The organism is Caballeronia sp. GACF4, from assembly GCF_023631025.1.
Taxonomy (GTDB): domain Bacteria; phylum Pseudomonadota; class Gammaproteobacteria; order Burkholderiales; family Burkholderiaceae; genus Caballeronia.
Genome location: NZ_JALQDW010000002.1, coordinates 12,502 through 30,088 on the forward strand (window position 1 = coordinate 12,502; position 17,587 = coordinate 30,088).

Consider the following 17,587-nt stretch of genomic DNA (forward strand, 5'->3'; position numbering starts at 1 on the left):
CCGTCTTCCGCGGCGACACAAACGGAGCGCGAGTAATGCCGTCATTCCTTCCGCCGTTTTTCCGCTTCTCGAAGCGCGCCCAACTTCCAGGAGCCGCGCAATGAGCACCTTCACGAATCCCCTCAAGCAACGTCTCGCCGAACCCGGCGCGCTCTTCGGCCTGTGGCTGTCGCTCGGCAGTGCCGATGCCGCCGAAGCGCTCGCGCACGCGGGCTTCGACTGGCTGTGTATCGACATGGAGCACTCGCCGAACGATAGCCGCGACGTCGTCGATCAATTGCGCGCGATCGCGGCGGCGCATCTGCCGAGCGAGCCGATCGTGCGCGTGCCGTTCTCCGATGGCTGGCTCGTCAAGCGCGTGCTCGACGCGGGCGCGCGCACGCTGATGTTCCCCAACGTGCAATCGGCCGACGATGCCGCGCGCATCGTGCAGCTCACGCAGTATCCGACCGAAGCCCAGCTCGACGGCTTGCGCGGCGTCGCGGGCATGGTGCGCGCGGCTGCGTACGGCATGCGGCGCGACTACGTGACGGGCGCGAACGCGCAGATCGCGACCATCGTGCAGATCGAATCGGTGGCGGCGCTCGAAGCCGTCGACGAGATCGCGGCGACGCCGGGCATAGACTGCCTCTTCATCGGGCCCGCGGATCTCGCGGCAAGCCTCGGCCATCTCGGCGACATGAAGCACCCGGATGTGCAGGCAGCCATCGACAAGGTTGCGGCAGCCGCGAAGCGCGCGGGCATCGCGAGCGGCATTTTCGCGATCGATGTCGCTGGCGCGCGGCAATATGCGCAAGCCGGCATCAACCTGATCGCGCTCGCCGCCGATGTCATGTGGCTCCTGAAGGCGACGCGTCAGGCTTTGCAGGAGGCGAGAGCATGAACACGGCTTGGCGTGGCGGCATCGCTGCGGCCTGTCTGATGTTCGGCGTGGCGTTCGCGGCCAACGCGCAGTCGCAGACGATGCCAAAGCCGACGGACCTCGCGACGCAAAACGCCGTCGCCGATTACAACGCGGGCAATCTCGTCTCAGCGCGTTCGCAGTTCCGTCGCGCCGCGCAAAAGGGCAGCCGCCTCGCCGAATTCAATTACGCGATGATGCTGCTGAACGGCGAAGGCGGTCCCGCCAATGTCCCCGAAGGCAAGAAGTGGTTGCGTAGCGCCGCCGACGCCAACATGTCTCACGCGCAGTTCGTGTACGGCAAGATGTACGACGACGGCCAGTTCGTGGACAAGGACCCGGCGGAAGCGCATCGCTGGTTCTTGCGCGCCGCGAGTCAGGGACACGTGCAGGCGGAACTCGCGCTCGCCAACCAGTTCCTCGATGGACGCGGCACCACGCGCGACAACGAGCAGGCATTCACTTGGTACAAGAAGGCGGCGGAAGGAGGCGACATGACCGCGCAATACGTGGCGGGATCGTTCTACGAACGTGGCGGCGATGGCGTCGAGCGCAATCTCAACGTCGCGCGTGCTTATTACGCGGCGGCCGCCGCGCAAGGCGATCCGGCGGCGAAGCTCAAGTACCTGCAACTGAGCGCGGAGCTGGAAAAGCAAAAGCCGCAGTGAACATGACACTTCGGCTTTTTTCGGGACACGGGGATTGAGGCTAGCCTTGCATCAATCGCTTCTGTCGCGCGACGCTCATGATGAGTCCAACAGCGACGCCGAGCGTGGTGAGCGCTGTCCCGCCGTAACTCATGAACGGCAATGGCACGCCGACCACGGGCAGAATTCCGCTCACCATGCCGATATTGACGAACGCGTAGGTGAAGAACGCGAGCGTGAGCGAACCGGCCAATAATCGCCCGAAGAAGGTGGCGCCGTTTGCCGCGATGAACAGTCCGCGCGCGATCAGCGCCATATAGAGAAAGAGCAGCACGAGCCCGCCCGCGAGGCCGAATTCCTCGGCGAACACCGCGAAGATGAAGTCCGTGTGCTTTTCGGGGATGAATTCCAGGTGCGCCTGCGTGCCCTTCAGCCAGCCCTTGCCGAGCGTGCCGCCGGAGCCGATGGCAATCACCGCCTGAATGGTGTGAAAGCCTTTGCCGAGCGGGTCTGAAGTCGGATCGAGCAGCGTGCAGATACGATGCTTTTGATAGTCGTGCATCATCGGCCAGTTCACTTCGGGCTGGCAGATGCGGTTCTGGAACACCGCCACGCACGCGATGACGACCACGGCCGCCGCGAGCACCGGCACGATCAGCTTGAAACTGAGTCCGGCGAAATAGATCACGAACATCCCCGCCGCGAACACGAGCACTGCCGTCCCGAGGTCCGGCTGCTTGGCGATCAGCGCAACGGGCAGCAGCAGAATGACGAACCCGGCAACGTAATCCCACCAGCGAATGTTGCCTTCACGCCGTTGGTAATACCACGCGAGCATGAGCGGCATCGCTATCTTCATGATTTCCGACGGCTGGATCACCACGCCGACATTGAGCCAGCGTTTTGCACCCTTGCGCGTGAGCCCGAACGCCGCGACCGCTATCAGCAGCGCCACGCCGACGGTGTACAGCGGGACGGCGAAGCGCATCAGCGTTTGCGGCGGGATATTGGCGAGCACCCACATCAGCCCGAAGGTCAGCATGATGTTGCGCAGTTGGTCTTCCACGCGGCCCGGCATGTCGATACTCGCGCTATACAGGGTCACGATTCCCACGCACAGCAACAAGAAGACGATCAGCGCGAGCGGCTTGTCGAAGCCTGCGAACATGCGCTTTGCGTGCTCTTTCCAGACGTGCTTGTCGAAGGTGAGTTGCATGCCGGTCATCCTTTATTCGTCGATACCGCCGGACGGCGCCAGCGTGCGCACGGCGTCGTTCGGGTTGCTGCGGACCATCGTCGGCGTGGGCTCGGCGGGTCGTTTGTTCGGCGCGGGCTTGCGGCCCGGCGCGGACGCGGGCAACGCCGCGGCAGGCGCCGAAGCGACGCGCGCGTTCGCGGCCCGTGCTGCAGACGCCGCCGCTGGCGCCGAAGCGATGCGCGCGTTCGCTGCTTTCGGCGATGATGCAGGCAACGCCGGCGCCGATGCAGCCCGAGCCACCGCCGGATTCGATGCCGCCAGCGGCGAGAACGCCGGCGACGCGTTCACTACCGAGGCCGGCAGCGCCGCCGCGACGGGCGATTGCGTGCCGCCGATCATCGGCAGGCCGGCGTCCGTGGTCGCGGATGCGGCGGCTTCGATCGCGGCCGCCTCGGCGCCAGGCTTCAGGCGATCGACCAGATAATAGTCGAGCACCTTGCGCGCGACCGGCCCCGCCGATTCCGCGCCCCAGCCGCCGTTTTCGACGATCAGCGCAAGCGCGATCTTCGGCTGCTCGGCCGGCGCAAACGCGATGAACAACGCGTGGTCGCGCAAATGCTCTGCCGTCGCGTGACCGTGATAGTTCGCGCCCTGCAGCGAGTAAACCTGCGCGGTTCCGGTCTTGCCCGCTGCCTGATAAGGCGCGCCCACGAAGAGCTTCGCGGCCGTACCGTTCGTGATGACGCCTTCCATTGCGCGCTTGATGAAGTCGACGTCTTGCTGGCGCACGGGAATCTTGTCGCTCGGGTCGCGCACCACGACGCGCATGGCCTTCGTCAGCGGATTCTCGATGTCGCGCACCAGGTGCGGCTTCATCACGACGCCGTTATTGGCAAGCGTCGCCGTGGCGTGCGCGAGTTGCAGGATGGTGAACGAGTTGTAGCCCTGCCCGATGCCAAGGCTGATCGTTTCGCCTTCGTACCAGCGTTGCTGCTCCGGCTTGCGATACGCCTTGCGCTTCCATTCCGTCGACGGAAGAATGCCGCGCGCCTCACCCGAAATGTCGATCCCGGTAATTTGGCCGAATCCCCACGGCTTCATGAAGCCGGCCATCGCGTTCACGCCGAGGTCGCGCGCGAGCATGTAGAAGTACGTGTCATTCGACACGACGATCGCGCGATTCATGTCCACCCAGCCCTGACCCGAGCGCACGTCGTTGCGGAACGTGTGACCGCCGAACGTGAAGAAGCCGGGGTCCTGAAAGCCCCAGCCGGGCGTGCGCTTGTGCAGCGTGAGCGCGGCGAGCGCCATGAACGGCTTATAGGTCGAGCCCGGCGGATACGTGCCATGCAGCGGACGATTCAGCAACGGATGATCGGGCGAGTTGTTGAGCGCGTCCCACGTCTGCTGATCGATACCATCGACGAAGGAATTCGGATCGAAGCTCGGCGCGGACACGAACGCGAGCACGTCGCCCGTCGATGGCTCGATTGCCACGAGCGCGCCGCGCTTGCCCGCGAATGCTTGCTCGGCGACCTGCTGCAGCCCGATATCGAGCGACAACACGAGGTTGTTGCCGGGCGTCGCCTGCGTGCGCGACATCGTGCGGACCGGGCGGCCGCCCGCCGTGACTTCGACTTCCTCGAAACCTGTCAGACCATGCAGCTCGGTTTCGTAACTCTGCTCGACCCCGATCTTGCCGACGTAATCCGTGCCCTTGTAGTTGTTGGCGTCGAGACGCGGATCGTAGTGATCGGAGGCTTCGTCGTTGGCGTCGCTCGCGTCGTCGATACGCTCCTGATCGCGCTGCGAAATTCGCCCGATATAGCCGATGACGTGCGCGGCCGTCATGCCGAGCGGATATTGCCGGAAGAGCCGCGCGCGCACTTCGACGCCCGGAAAGCGATAATGCTGCGCGGTGAACTTGGCGACCTCGTCGTCGGTGAGACGCGTGCGGATTGGCAGGCTTTCGAAGTTCTTCGAGTCTTCCAGCAGCTTCTTGAAACGCCGGCGATCGCGTGAATCGATAGGAATGACTTGCGAGAGTGCGTCGATGGTGTCGTCGAGCGACGCGGTGATCTTGGACGGCGTGATTTCGAGCGTGTAAGCGGAATAGTTCTTCGCCAGCACCACGCCGTTGCGATCGGTGATGATGCCGCGGTTCGGCACGATCGGCGCCACGGAGATGCGGTTCTCGTTTGCCTGCAACGAGTATTTGCTGAAGTTCCAGACCTGCAAATAGAGGAAACGCAGGCCGATCAAACCGAAGCAGACGAACACGAACATTCCCGCCGCCGCGACGCGCAGGCGGAATCTGGACAACTGTTGCTCGGTGTTCTTTATTTCGGTCATGCAGCTTTCGCGGTGGGTCGCGATTCAAGTGTAGTCCGCGCGCGTTCGCATCGGGGGCGGCACGCGCGCGGTGGCGCTCAGATCGGGCGCGTATCGTCGGGATCGGCGGCGCGTCGTTGCGGTATCAGCAGCAGAAAACTCGTGACCGGCCAGAGCGCGGCTTCGACAAATCCGTTGACCAGATAACTCCAGCCGGGAAACGCGGCGCCCGTCATCAGGCGGATCACGAACGGCACGAGATGCGCGCCCACCAAAAGCGGCGCGACGACGAAGGTTTGTACAGGCAGGGACATCCACAGGACACGCCTGTGAATGGTAATCGCGCCATAAGACAACAAGGTATAAGCCAGCGCATGTTCGCCGAGCAGATTCGCGTTATGCACATCCATCAACAGCCCAAGCAGAAACGCGATGCCCATGCCCACCTTGCGCGGTTGATGGACGTTCCAGAACAGCAGCACGAGCGCGACGAAATCCGGTATGCCGATAAGCCGGCCCCAAGGCACCAGATTCAGCAGAAACGCTGCAGCGAGGCTGAAGGTGATGAAGTACGGATTGACCGGCTGAAGGATGTATTGCGGGCGGTTCATTGCGCGGCCCTCGCGGATGCGGGCTTAGGCATATGCGCTTTTCGCGATGGCCGGGCGGTAGCGGCCGAGGCGGCTTTCGGCGCGGCAGGTTTCGCGCTGGGCTTTTCCACGGCAGCGGGAGCGGATACCGGAGCGGCAGCCGACGCGGCCGACGTCGCCGATGCGCCGCTTGCACCCTCGGTGGAGACAGTGGCCTTCGCCGTAGGCTTCTTCTTGCCCTTGTTCTCTTTCGCTTCCTTTGCAGCGGCGGCGGCTTCGACTTCGATCGGATTCGGCGGCACGTTTACGTTGTAATGCAGTACGAGCAACTGACGCGCGCCGCGAACAGCGGCGATAGGCACGCAGACGACGCGCGCGAATGCCGTATCCGCCTGCTTGTCGACGCGCAACACTTTGGCCACCGCGAGTCCCGGCGGATAAATGCCATCGAGACCGCTCGTCACGAGCTCGTCGCCAGCTTGGACGTCGGCGCTGATCGGCACGAAGCGCAGGTCGAGTGTGTCGCCTTTCGGCGTGCCGTAGATCACGCTGCGCAAACCCGTGCGCGCGATCTGCACCGGCACCGCTTGATCCTTGTCCGTCAGCAGCGTGACTTCCGATTGCAACGGAAACACGCGCGTGACCTGACCGATCACGCCGTCTTCTGTCACGACGGGCGCGCCATCCTGGATGTTTTGCTGCGAACCCTTGCCGATCACGACTTTCTGCGTGAAAGGATCGCGCGTGTCGTATTGGATTTCGACGGGCGTGGTTTGCGTCGTCGCGCGCGATTGCAGATTCAGCAATGCACGCAGATGCGCGTTCTCAGCCGAAAGCTGAGAGGCATCGCCCGCCTTGACGGACAGGTCCAGATTCTTGTCGGAGAGCTTGCGGTTCTCGCTGCGCAAGGTGGCGCTCGTAACCGCGAGGTCGGCCGCGCCCATGAAGATGTCGCGCGGCACGAGCGCCGCGCGTTGCAGCGGATAGAGGCCGGCGCCGAGCATGCCGCGCGCAATTTCCAGCGTATTGAACCGCGCATCCGAAACGAGCAATGCGATGGCGAGCACCACAAAGAAGATCAGTCGCGCGAGCGCGGAAGGGCCTTGCTTGAAAAGTGGCGGCGGACTGTATTCCATGGTCGGCGCCGAGGGCGTGAGCGGGTGGATCGATGCTGCAGGTTTGCCGGTTTCGGCTGAGCCTGCCCTACGCTGTTTCAACAACGGCCCGGACATGAGCCGGGCCGTGTGCGCGTCGCGTTACGCGGGTGCGTTCAGACTGTGCGTTGAAGACCGTGAGGTCGTGGAACAGTAAAGTCTGAAGGTCACGGCCGTATCACTCGTAGGAGAAGATGCTGCCGAGCTTGTCCATGCGTTCGAGCGCCATGCCCGAACCACGCACGACGCAGGTCAGCGGATCTTCCGCGACCAGCACCGGCAAGCCGGTTTCTTCCGCGAGCAGACGGTCGAGATCGCGCAACAGCGCGCCGCCGCCAGTCAGCATCATGCCGCGTTCGGCGATATCCGCGCCGAGTTCCGGCGGAGTTTGTTCCAGCGCGATCTTCACCGACGAGACGATCTGATTCAGCGGGTCGGTCAGCGCTTCGAGAATTTCGTTGCTGGAAATGGTGAAGCTGCGCGGAATGCCTTCGGAAAGATTGCGGCCCTTGACTTCCATCTCCTTCACTTCGGAGCCGGGGAACGCCGAACCGATTTCCTTCTTGATGGCTTCAGCCGTTTGCTCGCCGATCAACATGCCGTAGTTGCGACGGATGTAGTTGACGATGGCTTCATCGAACTTGTCGCCGCCAACGCGCACCGAGCCTTTGTACACGATGCCGCCAAGCGAGATGACGCCGACTTCCGTGGTGCCGCCGCCGATGTCGACGACCATGGAGCCCGTGGCTTCCGAAACCGGCAGACCCGCGCCGATGGCAGCGGCCATGGGTTCTTCAATGAGATAAACCTGCGAGGCGCCCGCGCCGTGCGCTGCTTCCTTGATGGCGCGCCGCTCGACTTGCGTGGACCCGCACGGCACGCAGATGATGATGCGCGGCGACGGCGAGAACATGCGGGATTCATGTGCAGTCTTGATGAACTGCTTGATCATCTGCTCGGTAACGGTGAAGTCGGCGATCACGCCGTCCTTCATCGGGCGGATGGCCTCGATGTTGCCCGGCACTTTGCCGAGCATCTGTTTGGCTTCCTTGCCGACTGCCTGAATGGTCTTCTTGCCGTTCGGGCCGCCTTCCTGGCGAATTGAAACGACCGATGGCTCGTCGAGAACGATGCCCTTGCCGCGCATGTAGATCAGCGTGTTGGCGGTGCCGAGGTCAATCGCCAGGTCGTTGGAAAAGTAGCTGCGCAAAAAACCGAACATTCAAAAATCCTGTCTCGCTGGGTGGCCGTGCGTCGCTATGAGCGCCGGGGACGGCAGCGGAAAAAATAACGGTTTGCCGGGGCGGCGAAGGTTCGCCGTGAAGTGCAAATCCGCGAGGAAATCTACCGCAGGATGAGACGTGTCGCGTAAACGTTTCTCGCAATTTAACGATTCAAGGAGAAAGCCGCTGGCAGGTCAATCCAGATGTGAGTCGAACGTGTAATGATACCTTATAATTTGGGCGTATCTATAGGAAAAGGATGGCACTTTTTGCCGTCGCCAGTCTGCTTTTTAGCGCTTTTCCCAGGATCGCAACGCGCGCCGCAAACGATCGCGGCGCAGTGTGTTTTCGAGATTGGGAAGTCCACGCTTATCTCCGGTGATTTTCATGTCTTTGACCCTGACCGACGTAAAACGTATCGCGCATCTCGCGCGGCTCGAGTTGCCCGAACACGAGGCAGAACCCACGCTCGCGCGCCTGAATGACTTCTTCGGTCTCGTCGAACAGATGCAGGCCGTGGATACCTCCGGCATCGAACCGCTTGCGCATCCGATCGAACAGATCGAGGAAGTCGCGCTGTGCCTGCGCGACGACGCAGTTTCAGAGCGCGTCGAGCGCGAAGAGTTCCAGCGCAGTGCGCCAGCCGTTCAAGACGGGCTGTATCTGGTGCCGAAGGTCATCGAATAACGCAATCGAACAAGTAACGCGTCGGGCGTATCCAGCGCCGAAACGACACTCCCGCGCGGCGTTCACCGCCGCGCTCATCAGGGAACTGCAATGCATCAGAAAAGTTTGACCGAACTGCGCGCCGCGCTCGACTCCAAGGAAATCTCCGCGGTCGAGCTGGCGCAGTCGTATCTGCAGCGCATCGAGGCCGCGAAGAATCTGAACGCCTTCATCGGCATGGACCGCGACCTCACGCTCGCTCAGGCTAAAGCCGCCGACGCGCTCATCGCGGAAGGAAAGGCGGGCGCGCTCACCGGTTTGCCGATTGCGCACAAGGACGTGTTCGTGACGCGCGGCTGGGCATCCACGGCCGGTTCGCACATGCTCGAAAACTACGCGAGCCCGTTCGATGCCACCGTCGTCGATCGCTTGAAGCAAGCGGGCATGGTCTGTCTCGGCAAGACCAACATGGACGAGTTCGCCATGGGTTCGTCCAACGAGAATTCGTACTTCGGCGCGGTGAAAAATCCGTGGGACCTGAAGGCCGTGCCGGGCGGTTCGTCGGGCGGCTCGGCCGCTGCCGTCGCCGCGCGTCTTGCGCCCGCCGCGACCGGCACCGACACGGGCGGCTCCATTCGCCAGCCCGCGTCGTTCACCGGCATCACCGGTATCAAGCCGACTTACGGCCGCGTGTCGCGTTACGGCATGATCGCGTTCGCGTCGTCGCTGGATCAGGGCGGGCCGATGGCTCAGACCGCCGCGGACTGCGCGCTCTTGCTCAACGCAATGGGCGGCTTCGACGAACGCGACTCCACCAGCCTGCAACGCGACAACGAAGACTACACGCGCCATCTCGGCCAGACGTGGAACGGCGGCGACGCGCAAAAGCCGCTCGCCGGATTGCGTATCGGCATGCCGAAGGAGTACTTCGGCGCAGGGCTTGCCGACGACGTGCGCGCCGCCATCGACGCCGCGTTGAAGCAATACGAAGCGCTCGGCGCGACGCTCGTCGAAGTATCGTTGCCGAAGACCGAGCTTTCCATTCCCGTGTACTACATCATTGCGCCGGCGGAGGCCTCGTCGAATCTGTCGCGTTTCGACGGCGTGCGCTACGGGCATCGCGCGGCGCACTATACGGACTTGCTCGACATGTACAAGAAGTCGCGCGCGGAAGGCTTCGGTCCCGAAGTGAAGCGGCGCATTCTGGTTGGCACGTACGTGTTGTCGCATGGCTACTACGACGCGTATTACCTTCAAGCGCAGAAGATTCGCCGCATCATCGCGCGCGATTTCCAGGAAGCGTTCAAGCGGTGCGACGTCATCATGGGACCGGTCGCGCCGTCGGTCGCGTGGAATCTCGGCGAGAAGGCCGACGATCCCGTGCAGATGTATCTCGCCGATATCTACACGCTCTCCGTGAGCCTCGCGGGTCTGCCCGGCATGAGCGTGCCGTGCGGTTTCGGCGCGGGCGCGAATGCGAATCGGCCGGTCGGTCTGCAGATCGTCGGCAACTATTTCAACGAAGCCCGGATGCTTCAGGTCGCCGACGCGTTCCAGCGCGCGACCGACTGGCATGCCAAGGCACCATCGGCAGCGGGAGTATGAGCATGCAGTGGGAAGTCGTCATCGGTCTGGAAACGCATGCGCAGTTATCCACCGTTTCCAAGATTTTCTCGGGCGCGGCAACGCAGTTCGGCGCAGCGCCGAACACGCAAGCCTGTCCTGTCGATCTCGCGTTGCCGGGCGTGCTGCCCGTGATGAATCGCGGCGCGGTCGAACGCGCGATTCGCTTCGGCTTGTCGATCGGCGCTCATATCGCGCCGCGCAGCGTCTTCGCGCGCAAGAACTACTTCTATCCGGATTTGCCGAAGGGCTATCAGATCAGCCAGTACGAGATTCCTGTCGTGCAGGGCGGTCAGCTCACCATCCAGGTTCCAGCCAATGAAAAGGCCGGCAAGGACGCATACGAGAAGACCGTCAATCTGACGCGCGCTCACCTCGAGGAAGACGCGGGCAAGTCGCTGCACGAAGACTTCGCGGGCATGACGGGCATCGATTTGAATCGCGCGGGCACGCCGCTGCTCGAGATCGTCACCGAGCCGGAAATGCGCAGCGCGGCGGAAGCGGTTGCGTATGCGAAGGCGTTGCATGGTCTCGTCGTGTGGCTAGGCATCTGCGACGGCAACATGCAGGAAGGCTCGTTCCGTTGCGATGCCAACGTGTCGGTGCGCCCGGTCGGTCAGAAGGAATTCGGCACGCGCGCGGAGATCAAGAACCTGAACTCGTTCCGGTTCCTCGAAGAAGCGATTCATTATGAAGTGCGCCGTCAGATCGAACTGATCGAAGACGGCGGCACCGTCGTGCAAGAGACGCGTCTTTACGATCCCGACAAGCGCGAAACGCGCTCCATGCGCAGCAAGGAAGACGCGCACGACTACCGCTATTTCCCAGACCCGGACTTGATGCCCCTGGTTATCGAGGAGAGCTGGGTGGCGCGCGTGAAGTCGGAACTGCCGGAGTTGCCAGCCGACATGCAGAAGCGTTTCGCCGAAACGTACGGCTTGACGCCTTACGACGCCGGCGTGCTCACGTCGTCGAAGGCAATGGCTTCATATTTCGAAGCCGTCGTGCAGGCGGCGGGCGCGGCGCAGGCGAAGATCGCCGCCAATTGGCTCATGGGCGACGTCTCCGCGCAACTGAACCGCGAATCGCTCGACATCGGCGAGTCGCCGGTCGCGGCGGCACAACTCGCGCTGCTTCTGCAACGCATTGCGGATGGCACCATCTCCAACAAGATCGCGAAGGACATTTTCCAGGCGATCTGGGACGAGAAGGCGACCGACGTGGGCGCGGCGGACCGCATCATCGAAGCCAAGGGGCTCAAGCAGATTTCCGATACCGGCGCGCTCGAAGCGATCATCGACGAGGTGCTCGCGGCGAACCAGAAATCGGTGGAAGAATTCCGCGCGGGCAAGGAAAAGGCGTTCAACGCGCTGATCGGCCAGGCAATGAAGGCGACCAAGGGCAAGGCAAACCCGCAGCAGGTAAACGAGCTTCTGAAGAAAAAGCTATCCTGAGCAAGCACTTGGGCGAAATCCTCCGCGTCGACGGAGAGCCGGTCGCCTGGAAGTAGCACGACGAACGGGCTGTTGCCGTCTAGCTTGGCAGCGGCCCGTTTTCATTGGCGTTTCGGGATAGAACAAAAGGTTGGCGACATGGCAAAGAAACCGTCTCTGGACGACTTCCTCGTCCCGTATTTCGATGACGACAAGAAGCTCAAGCCCTTCGATCTGAGTTCGATCGATCCATCCGGCAAGCCGTTTTCGAACGGCTCGAAAGACGAAGACCGCGACCGGCTCGCGGCAATCGGCGCGCAGCTCGACGACCTGCAGGAGAAGCTGCACGCACAGCGTCTTCGGCGCGTGCTGCTCGTGCTGCAAGGCATGGACACGAGCGGCAAGGACGGTACGGTGCGCGCGGTGTTCCATGACGTCGATCCGCTCGGCTTGCGCATCGTGCCGTTTCGCGCGCCTTCCGAGCGCGAGGCCTCGCACGATTTCCTCTGGCGCGTGCACGCGCAGGCGCCGATGGCCGGCGAGTTCGCTGTCTTCAATCGCAGCCACTATGAAGACGTGCTCGTGCCGCGGGTGATGAAGTCTATCGACGATGACGAATGCGAGCGCCGTTACCGGCATATTCGCGAGTTCGAGGCGTTGCTCGCGGATAGCGGTACGACCATCGTCAAATGCTTTCTGCATATCTCGAAGGACGAGCAGCGCGAGCGCTTGCAAGCGCGTATCGACGATCCGACCAAGCACTGGAAGTTCGATGTCTCCGATCTCGACGCTCGGAAGCTGTGGGACGAATATCAGCGCTCGTATGAGCTGGCGTTAGGCGCGACCTCGACCGAATACGCGCCGTGGTACATCATTCCCGGCGATTCGAAACCGCATCGCAACGTGATGGTCGCGGAGCTTTTGCTGCGCACCATGCAGGGCATGAAACTCGAATTTCCGGCCGCCAAGGAATCGCTCAAGGGCGTGAAGGTCGAATAAACAAGGAAAGAGGACAAGTATGTTTCGGGTGATTACCGCCAATCTGAATGGCATCCGTTCGGCGGCCAAGAAAGGTTTCTTCGACTGGTTCGGCGAGCAGAAATCGGACGTCGTGTGCGTGCAGGAAATCAAGTGTTCGCAGGACGATCTCACGCCGGAGTTTCTCGCGCCGCACGGTTTCAAGGGTTATTTCCAGCACGCGGTGAAGAAGGGTTATAGCGGCGCGGGTTTGTACACGCGTCACGAGCCGGACGATGTCGTGATCGGCTTCGGCAGTGCCGAGTTCGATCCCGAAGGACGTTACGTGGAAGCGCGTTTCGGCAAGCTGTCCGTGGTGTCGGTGTATGTCCCGTCCGGGTCGAGCGGCGAAGAGCGGCAGCAGGCGAAGTATCGTTTCATGGACGAATTCATGCCGCATCTCGCCGGGCTTTCGCAAGAGCGTGAGGTGATCGTGTGCGGTGACGTGAATATCGTGCACAAGGAAATCGACATCAAGAACTGGAAGAGCAACCAGAAGAACTCGGGTTGTCTGCCGCAAGAGCGCGAGTGGCTCACGAAGCTTTTCGACGATGTCGGTTACGTCGATGTCTTTCGCACGCTCGACCAGCGTGCCGAGCAATACACGTGGTGGAGCAATCGCGGGCAGGCGTACGCGAAGAACGTGGGGTGGCGTATCGACTATCAAATCGCGACGCAGGAAGTCGCGGCGACCGCCAAGAAGACTTCCATTTTCCGCGACATCAAATTCAGCGATCACGCGCCGCTGACTATCGATTACAACTGGAAGATTGGGAAGAAGTAGGTTAACGCCCCCCCTTCTTAAACCGCCCCAACCCGCCGTAATTCGGCAACTGGTCGATGCTCTTTCCCACCGCTTTGGCATACAGCGGCATCATGTCCGGCAGGCGCTTGAGCAAGTCCTGCCGGCGCTCCGGCCCATACGGATGCATCCAGATGAAACCGTTGTCGGAGCGTCGCGTGGCGGTATCGATCTTGTTCCACAAGGTGATGGCCGCGCGCGGATCGTAACCTGCGCGCGAAGCAATCTCGCTGCCGATGACATCCGCTTCGGTCTCGTCGGCGGGGGCGTATTTCATGGCCAGCAACTGATCGCCGATGCCAAGCGGCTGCGAACCGTAATCGGTAAAGCCGAAAAGCTGCGGCATGGTACCCGACGACAACTGCTGCGCCTGCTGCCGCCCGAGCCGTTCGCGCGCATGTTCGCGCAGCGCGTGCGCGATCTCATGGCCGATCATCATGCCGATCTCGTTGTCGTTCAGATGCAGCTTGTCGATGAGCCCGCTATACACCACGATCTTGCCGCCCGGCAAACAGTACATGCGCACTTCGGGCGACTTGATGACGTTGATTTCCCACTTCCAGTTCTTCGCGCGGTCATTCCACTTGAGCGCGAACGGAATCTCGTGAGTGGCGATATCGCGCACGCGCTTGACGAGCGGGTTGTCATTGCCGAGCAGTGTCTTGCTGCGCTCGGCGTCGTGAATGATCTGCGCATATTCATCGCTTGCCTGCTGTTCGAGCGTCGCGGGCGGAATCAGATTGCGGAACAACGCCGAGTTGCCGAAGCGGATCTGGCTGTTCGGCGCCGTGTAAGGCGGCGCGCGCTCTTCGTCCTGCGCGCGCGCGGACATGGGCGCGAGCGTCGCCAGCATGAGCGCGCAGATGAGCGCGCCAAGCGTGGGCCGGGCCGGCATCGATACCGTCATCGTGGCGTTCTCCATGGCGCGATCTTCGGCAACAGTAGCATGCCGGGTATGGACAGCGCGACGCACACCATGAAGTACGGAAACCATCCTGTTTCACTCACGATAAAGCCGCTGCCCGCCGCCGCGAAAGTCCGTGGCACGGCGGCGAGGCTCGTGAAGAGCGCGAACTGAGTCGCGGTGTAGCGCGGATCGGTCGTGCTCGCGATATACGCCGTGAATGTGGCGAGCGTGAGGCCCGTCGCGAACGTTTCGAAGCCGTAAAGCACCGCGAGCGCGGCGGGCGACGGCCCGATTTTCGTGAGCCACGCAAAGCCGAGCGTCGCGATGATCTGCAAGAAGCCGAAGACCCAGAGTCCGCGCGCAATGCCGATCTTCACGAGGCAGATACCGCCGATCAAGCCGCCCGCGATGCTCGCCCAGAACGCCACCGCTTTCGCTATCACGCCGATCTGCGTGAGCGTGAAGCCTACGTCGATGAAGAACTTCGTGGCAAGCGCGGTCGCCATGGTGTCGCCGAGCTTGTAGAGGAAGATGAAGCCCAGCACCAGCAGCGCGGATTGCCAGCCATTGCGCGTGATGAACTCGTGGAACGGCTCGACGATCGCCTCGCGCAACGTCTTGGGTGGCGCGCCGTGAATGGCCGGCTCCTTGACCACGAGCGTCATGATGAGGCCAGGCAGCATGAACGCGGCGGTGATCAGAAACACGGTCTTCCACGGAAGAACGTTCGTGAGAATCAGCGAAAGCGAGCCAGGCACAAGCCCCGCCACCTTGTACGCGTTGACATGAACCGCGTTGCCGAGACCTTGCTCGGTATCGGCGAGCAGCTCGCGGCGGTAGGCATCGATGACGATATCCTGACTCGCGCTGAAGAACGCGACGAGCGCGGCGATGGCCGCAACCGCCCACAGGTTCTGCGAGGGCGAAAAGAACCCGAAGGAGCCGATGGCCACCATCACGAGCACTTGCGTGACGAACATCCAGCCGCGCCGTCGGCCCGGACGCCAGCCCGGAAAGCGCGGAATGAAGCGGTCCATCAGCGGCGACCAGACGAACTTCCACGTATAGGGAAGCCCGATCAGCGCGAAGAGGCCGATCTCCTTGACGTTGACGCCCGCAGTCGAGAGCCACGCCTGCAACAGGCTGTAGAGCGTGAAGAGCGGCAGTCCGGACGTGAAGCCCAGAAAGACGCAAATGAGGATGCGCGCGTTGAGGAACGCGTGCAAGCCGGGATCTTCTTCGTGAGCTGTAAGAGCGGGCGCCTCGCGTGGCGTTTCGGGCATATCGATGTGGGTAATACGTCGTGGTGGTGCGTTTCGATGCGTGACGGGCCGATTCGAACTCAACGGCGCTTCACGCGATAGACCGCAAGACTACCACGCCAGTTCGCGCCCCAACGGACCGTTTGCCCGTCGTGCAGCACCACGCGGTCCAGTATCTCGATGCCCACTTCGGGCGCGAGCGCCTCGAAGTCCTTGATGGTCAAAACGCGCACGTTCGGCGTGTTATGCCATTGATACGGCAGCGATTTCGAAACCGGCATGCGCCCTTGAATAACCGAGAGCCGATGCTGCCAGTACCCGAAGTTCGGGAACGAGACAATGCATTCGCGACCCACGCGAACGGTTTCACGCAGGATCGCCGCGGTCTGATGAATGGTCTGCAGCGTCTGCGAAAGCACGGCGAAATCGAAGCTGTCGTCTTCGAAGAGACGCAGGCCGTCTTCGAGATTCTGCTGGATCACGTTCACGCCTTTTTGCGCGCATGCGAGCACGCCGGCGTCGTTGATTTCGATGCCGTAACCGTGCACTTCGAGTTCTTCGCCGAGCAGCGAGAGCAGCGAACCGTCGCCACAACCGAGATCGAGCACGGAGGAACGCGGTTCGACCCAGCGCGCGATGGCGCGAAAGTCCGAACGCAGCGCGAGGGAATCGAGAGTGTGCTGGTTCATGCGCCGATCTCCGTGGCAATGCGTTCGTAATAGGCGCGCATCAAGTTGTGATAGCGCGCGTCGTCGAGCAGGAAGGCGTCGTGGCCGTGCGGCGCGTCGATCTCCGCGTAGCTCACGGTGCGCTTGTTGTCGAGCAGCGCTTTGACGATCTCGCGGGAACGCGCGGGCGCGAAACGCCAGTCGGTCGTAAAGCTCGCGATCAGATACTTCGCCGTGGTGTTGGCGAGCGCGCGGCGCAGGTCGCCTTCGAAGGCCTTGGCGGGATCGAAATAATCGAGCGCGCGCGTGATGAGCAGGTACGTGTTGGCGTCGAAGTATTCAGCGAACTTGTCGGCCTGATAGCGCAAATACGACTCCACTTCGAACTCGACGTCGAAGTTGAAGTTGTACGCGTCGAGCGCGCCTTCGGCACGGCGCAGCGCGCGGCCGAACTTCACGGCCATGTCGTCATCCGACAGATAGGTGATATGGCCGATCATGCGTGCCACGCGCAAGCCGCGGCGCGGCTTCACGTCGTGTGCGTAGTAGTCGCCGCCGTGGAAGTCGGGGTCGGAGAGAATTGCCGAGCGCGCCGTTTCGTTGAACGCGATGTTCTGCGCCGAAAGCTTCGGCGTCGATGCCACCACGATGCAATGCCCGAGCCGCTCCGGATACATCGTGCTCCAGGCAAGCGCCTGCATGCCGCCGAGACTGCCGCCCATCACCGCCGCGAAGCGTTCGATGCCGAAGCGGTCGGCCACGCGCGCCTGCGCATGCACCCAGTCTTCCACCGTCACGACGGGAAAGCTCTTGCCGTAGGGCTTACCGCTTGTACGGTCGATGCTCATCGGCCCGGTCGAGCCGAAACACGAACCGAGATTGTTCACGCCGATCACGAAGAAGCGGTTCGTATCGAGCGGCTTGCCGGGACCAACCATGTTGTCCCACCAGCCTACGTCTTTCGGGTTGTCGGCATAGACGCCCGCCACGTGATGCGACGCATTGAGCGCGTGGCAAACGAGCACGGCGTTCGAGCGCGCGGCGTTGAGTTCGCCGTAGGTTTCGACGACGAGTTCGTAGTCGTTGAGCGTCGAGCCGCTTTGCATGACGAGCGGCTCGGTGAAGCGCAAGGTTTGGGGAGTGACGATGCCGATTGATTCCATTC

Annotated in this window: 16 protein-coding genes; 7 read left to right on the top strand and 9 right to left on the bottom strand. The window is 62.3% G+C overall.

Annotation, left to right across the window (positions count from 1 at the left end; genetic code table 11):
* Positions 1–100: 100 nt before the first annotated feature.
* Positions 101–883, top strand: a complete 783-nt coding sequence (locus NCR40_RS00130) for an HpcH/HpaI aldolase family protein (protein ID WP_250462571.1) — start codon at positions 101–103, stop codon at positions 881–883.
* Positions 880–1,569 (top strand): tetratricopeptide repeat protein, encoded by a 690-nt coding sequence (locus NCR40_RS00135; RefSeq protein ID WP_250508443.1) that lies wholly within the window; start codon positions 880–882, stop codon positions 1,567–1,569. The genes NCR40_RS00130 and NCR40_RS00135 overlap by 4 nt, the downstream gene beginning before the upstream one ends.
* Before the next feature lie 40 nt (positions 1,570–1,609).
* On the opposite strand, the gene rodA is transcribed toward NCR40_RS00135, so the two are convergent.
* The 5 genes from rodA to NCR40_RS00160 form a co-directional block, all read right to left on the bottom strand.
* Positions 1,610–2,764: a rod shape-determining protein RodA gene (gene rodA, locus NCR40_RS00140; protein ID WP_244826741.1), complete on the bottom strand. Its 1,155-nt coding sequence runs from the start codon at positions 2,762–2,764 to the stop codon at positions 1,610–1,612.
* A gap of 12 nt (positions 2,765–2,776) precedes the next feature.
* Positions 2,777–5,098, bottom strand: a complete 2,322-nt coding sequence (gene mrdA, locus NCR40_RS00145) for a penicillin-binding protein 2 (RefSeq protein ID WP_250508444.1) — start codon at positions 5,096–5,098, stop codon at positions 2,777–2,779.
* A gap of 77 nt (positions 5,099–5,175) precedes the next feature.
* Positions 5,176–5,688, bottom strand: a complete 513-nt coding sequence (gene mreD / locus NCR40_RS00150; protein ID WP_244826743.1) for a rod shape-determining protein MreD — start codon at positions 5,686–5,688, stop codon at positions 5,176–5,178.
* Positions 5,685–6,803 carry a rod shape-determining protein MreC gene (mreC, locus tag NCR40_RS00155; RefSeq protein WP_250508445.1) on the bottom strand — a complete coding sequence of 373 codons (1,119 nt, stop codon included), beginning with the start codon at positions 6,801–6,803 and terminating at the stop codon, positions 5,685–5,687. Before mreC ends, mreD begins: the two co-directional genes overlap by 4 nt.
* Before the next feature lie 196 nt (positions 6,804–6,999).
* Positions 7,000–8,043 carry a rod shape-determining protein gene (locus NCR40_RS00160; protein WP_004189550.1) on the bottom strand — a complete coding sequence of 348 codons (1,044 nt, stop codon included), beginning with the start codon at positions 8,041–8,043 and terminating at the stop codon, positions 7,000–7,002.
* Between the two features lie 388 nt (positions 8,044–8,431).
* Between NCR40_RS00160 and gatC the strand changes: the two genes are divergently transcribed.
* The 5 genes from gatC (at position 8,432) to NCR40_RS00185 (ending at position 13,567) form a co-directional block, all read left to right on the top strand.
* Positions 8,432–8,731, top strand: coding sequence for an Asp-tRNA(Asn)/Glu-tRNA(Gln) amidotransferase subunit GatC (gene gatC, locus NCR40_RS00165; RefSeq protein ID WP_250508446.1), 300 nt, complete (start codon positions 8,432–8,434; stop codon positions 8,729–8,731).
* 90 nt (positions 8,732–8,821) lie between these two features.
* A complete protein-coding gene (gene gatA, locus NCR40_RS00170) occupies positions 8,822–10,315 on the top strand; it encodes an Asp-tRNA(Asn)/Glu-tRNA(Gln) amidotransferase subunit GatA (protein ID WP_250491652.1) in 1,494 nt (497 codons plus the stop codon).
* Positions 10,312–11,787, top strand: coding sequence for an Asp-tRNA(Asn)/Glu-tRNA(Gln) amidotransferase subunit GatB (gene gatB / locus NCR40_RS00175; protein ID WP_250508447.1), 1,476 nt, complete (start codon positions 10,312–10,314; stop codon positions 11,785–11,787). The genes gatA and gatB overlap by 4 nt, the downstream gene beginning before the upstream one ends.
* A gap of 138 nt (positions 11,788–11,925) precedes the next feature.
* Complete coding sequence (locus tag NCR40_RS00180; RefSeq protein WP_250462594.1) at positions 11,926–12,765, top strand: PPK2 family polyphosphate kinase; 840 nt, start codon at positions 11,926–11,928, stop codon at positions 12,763–12,765.
* 19 nt (positions 12,766–12,784) lie between these two features.
* Complete coding sequence (locus tag NCR40_RS00185; RefSeq protein WP_244826749.1) at positions 12,785–13,567, top strand: exodeoxyribonuclease III; 783 nt, start codon at positions 12,785–12,787, stop codon at positions 13,565–13,567.
* Position 13,568: 1 nt separating this feature from the next.
* Here NCR40_RS00185 and NCR40_RS00190 read toward each other — a convergent pair whose 3' ends face one another.
* The 4 genes from NCR40_RS00190 to metX are packed head-to-tail and all read right to left on the bottom strand — an operon-like array spanning position 13,569 to position 17,585.
* Complete coding sequence (locus NCR40_RS00190; protein ID WP_350029282.1) at positions 13,569–14,507, bottom strand: M48 family metallopeptidase; 939 nt, start codon at positions 14,505–14,507, stop codon at positions 13,569–13,571.
* Positions 14,489–15,775 (bottom strand): AmpG family muropeptide MFS transporter, encoded by a 1,287-nt coding sequence (locus NCR40_RS00195; RefSeq protein ID WP_250491655.1) that lies wholly within the window; start codon positions 15,773–15,775, stop codon positions 14,489–14,491. The genes NCR40_RS00190 and NCR40_RS00195 overlap by 19 nt, the downstream gene beginning before the upstream one ends.
* A 59-nt stretch (positions 15,776–15,834) precedes the next feature.
* Positions 15,835–16,443 carry a methionine biosynthesis protein MetW gene (metW, locus tag NCR40_RS00200; RefSeq protein ID WP_250462600.1) on the bottom strand — a complete coding sequence of 203 codons (609 nt, stop codon included), beginning with the start codon at positions 16,441–16,443 and terminating at the stop codon, positions 15,835–15,837.
* Complete coding sequence (metX, locus tag NCR40_RS00205; protein WP_250508448.1) at positions 16,440–17,585, bottom strand: homoserine O-succinyltransferase MetX; 1,146 nt, start codon at positions 17,583–17,585, stop codon at positions 16,440–16,442. The genes metW and metX overlap by 4 nt, the downstream gene beginning before the upstream one ends.
* Positions 17,586–17,587 lie beyond the last annotated feature (2 nt).

Coding starts and splice junctions, on each gene's coding strand:
- NCR40_RS00130 (WP_250462571.1), top strand. CDS start 101: ATGAGCACCTTCACGAATCCCCTCAAGCAACGTCTCGCCGAACCCGGC.
- NCR40_RS00135 (WP_250508443.1), top strand. CDS start 880: ATGAACACGGCTTGGCGTGGCGGCATCGCTGCGGCCTGTCTGATGTTC.
- rodA (WP_244826741.1), bottom strand. CDS start 2,764: ATGCAACTCACCTTCGACAAGCACGTCTGGAAAGAGCACGCAAAGCGC.
- mrdA (WP_250508444.1), bottom strand. CDS start 5,098: ATGACCGAAATAAAGAACACCGAGCAACAGTTGTCCAGATTCCGCCTG.
- mreD (WP_244826743.1), bottom strand. CDS start 5,688: ATGAACCGCCCGCAATACATCCTTCAGCCGGTCAATCCGTACTTCATC.
- mreC (WP_250508445.1), bottom strand. CDS start 6,803: ATGGAATACAGTCCGCCGCCACTTTTCAAGCAAGGCCCTTCCGCGCTC.
- NCR40_RS00160 (WP_004189550.1), bottom strand. CDS start 8,043: ATGTTCGGTTTTTTGCGCAGCTACTTTTCCAACGACCTGGCGATTGAC.
- gatC (WP_250508446.1), top strand. CDS start 8,432: ATGTCTTTGACCCTGACCGACGTAAAACGTATCGCGCATCTCGCGCGG.
- gatA (WP_250491652.1), top strand. CDS start 8,822: ATGCATCAGAAAAGTTTGACCGAACTGCGCGCCGCGCTCGACTCCAAG.
- gatB (WP_250508447.1), top strand. CDS start 10,312: ATGAGCATGCAGTGGGAAGTCGTCATCGGTCTGGAAACGCATGCGCAG.
- NCR40_RS00180 (WP_250462594.1), top strand. CDS start 11,926: ATGGCAAAGAAACCGTCTCTGGACGACTTCCTCGTCCCGTATTTCGAT.
- NCR40_RS00185 (WP_244826749.1), top strand. CDS start 12,785: ATGTTTCGGGTGATTACCGCCAATCTGAATGGCATCCGTTCGGCGGCC.
- NCR40_RS00190 (WP_350029282.1), bottom strand. CDS start 14,507: ATGGAGAACGCCACGATGACGGTATCGATGCCGGCCCGGCCCACGCTT.
- NCR40_RS00195 (WP_250491655.1), bottom strand. CDS start 15,775: ATGCCCGAAACGCCACGCGAGGCGCCCGCTCTTACAGCTCACGAAGAA.
- metW (WP_250462600.1), bottom strand. CDS start 16,443: ATGAACCAGCACACTCTCGATTCCCTCGCGCTGCGTTCGGACTTTCGC.
- metX (WP_250508448.1), bottom strand. CDS start 17,585: ATGGAATCAATCGGCATCGTCACTCCCCAAACCTTGCGCTTCACCGAG.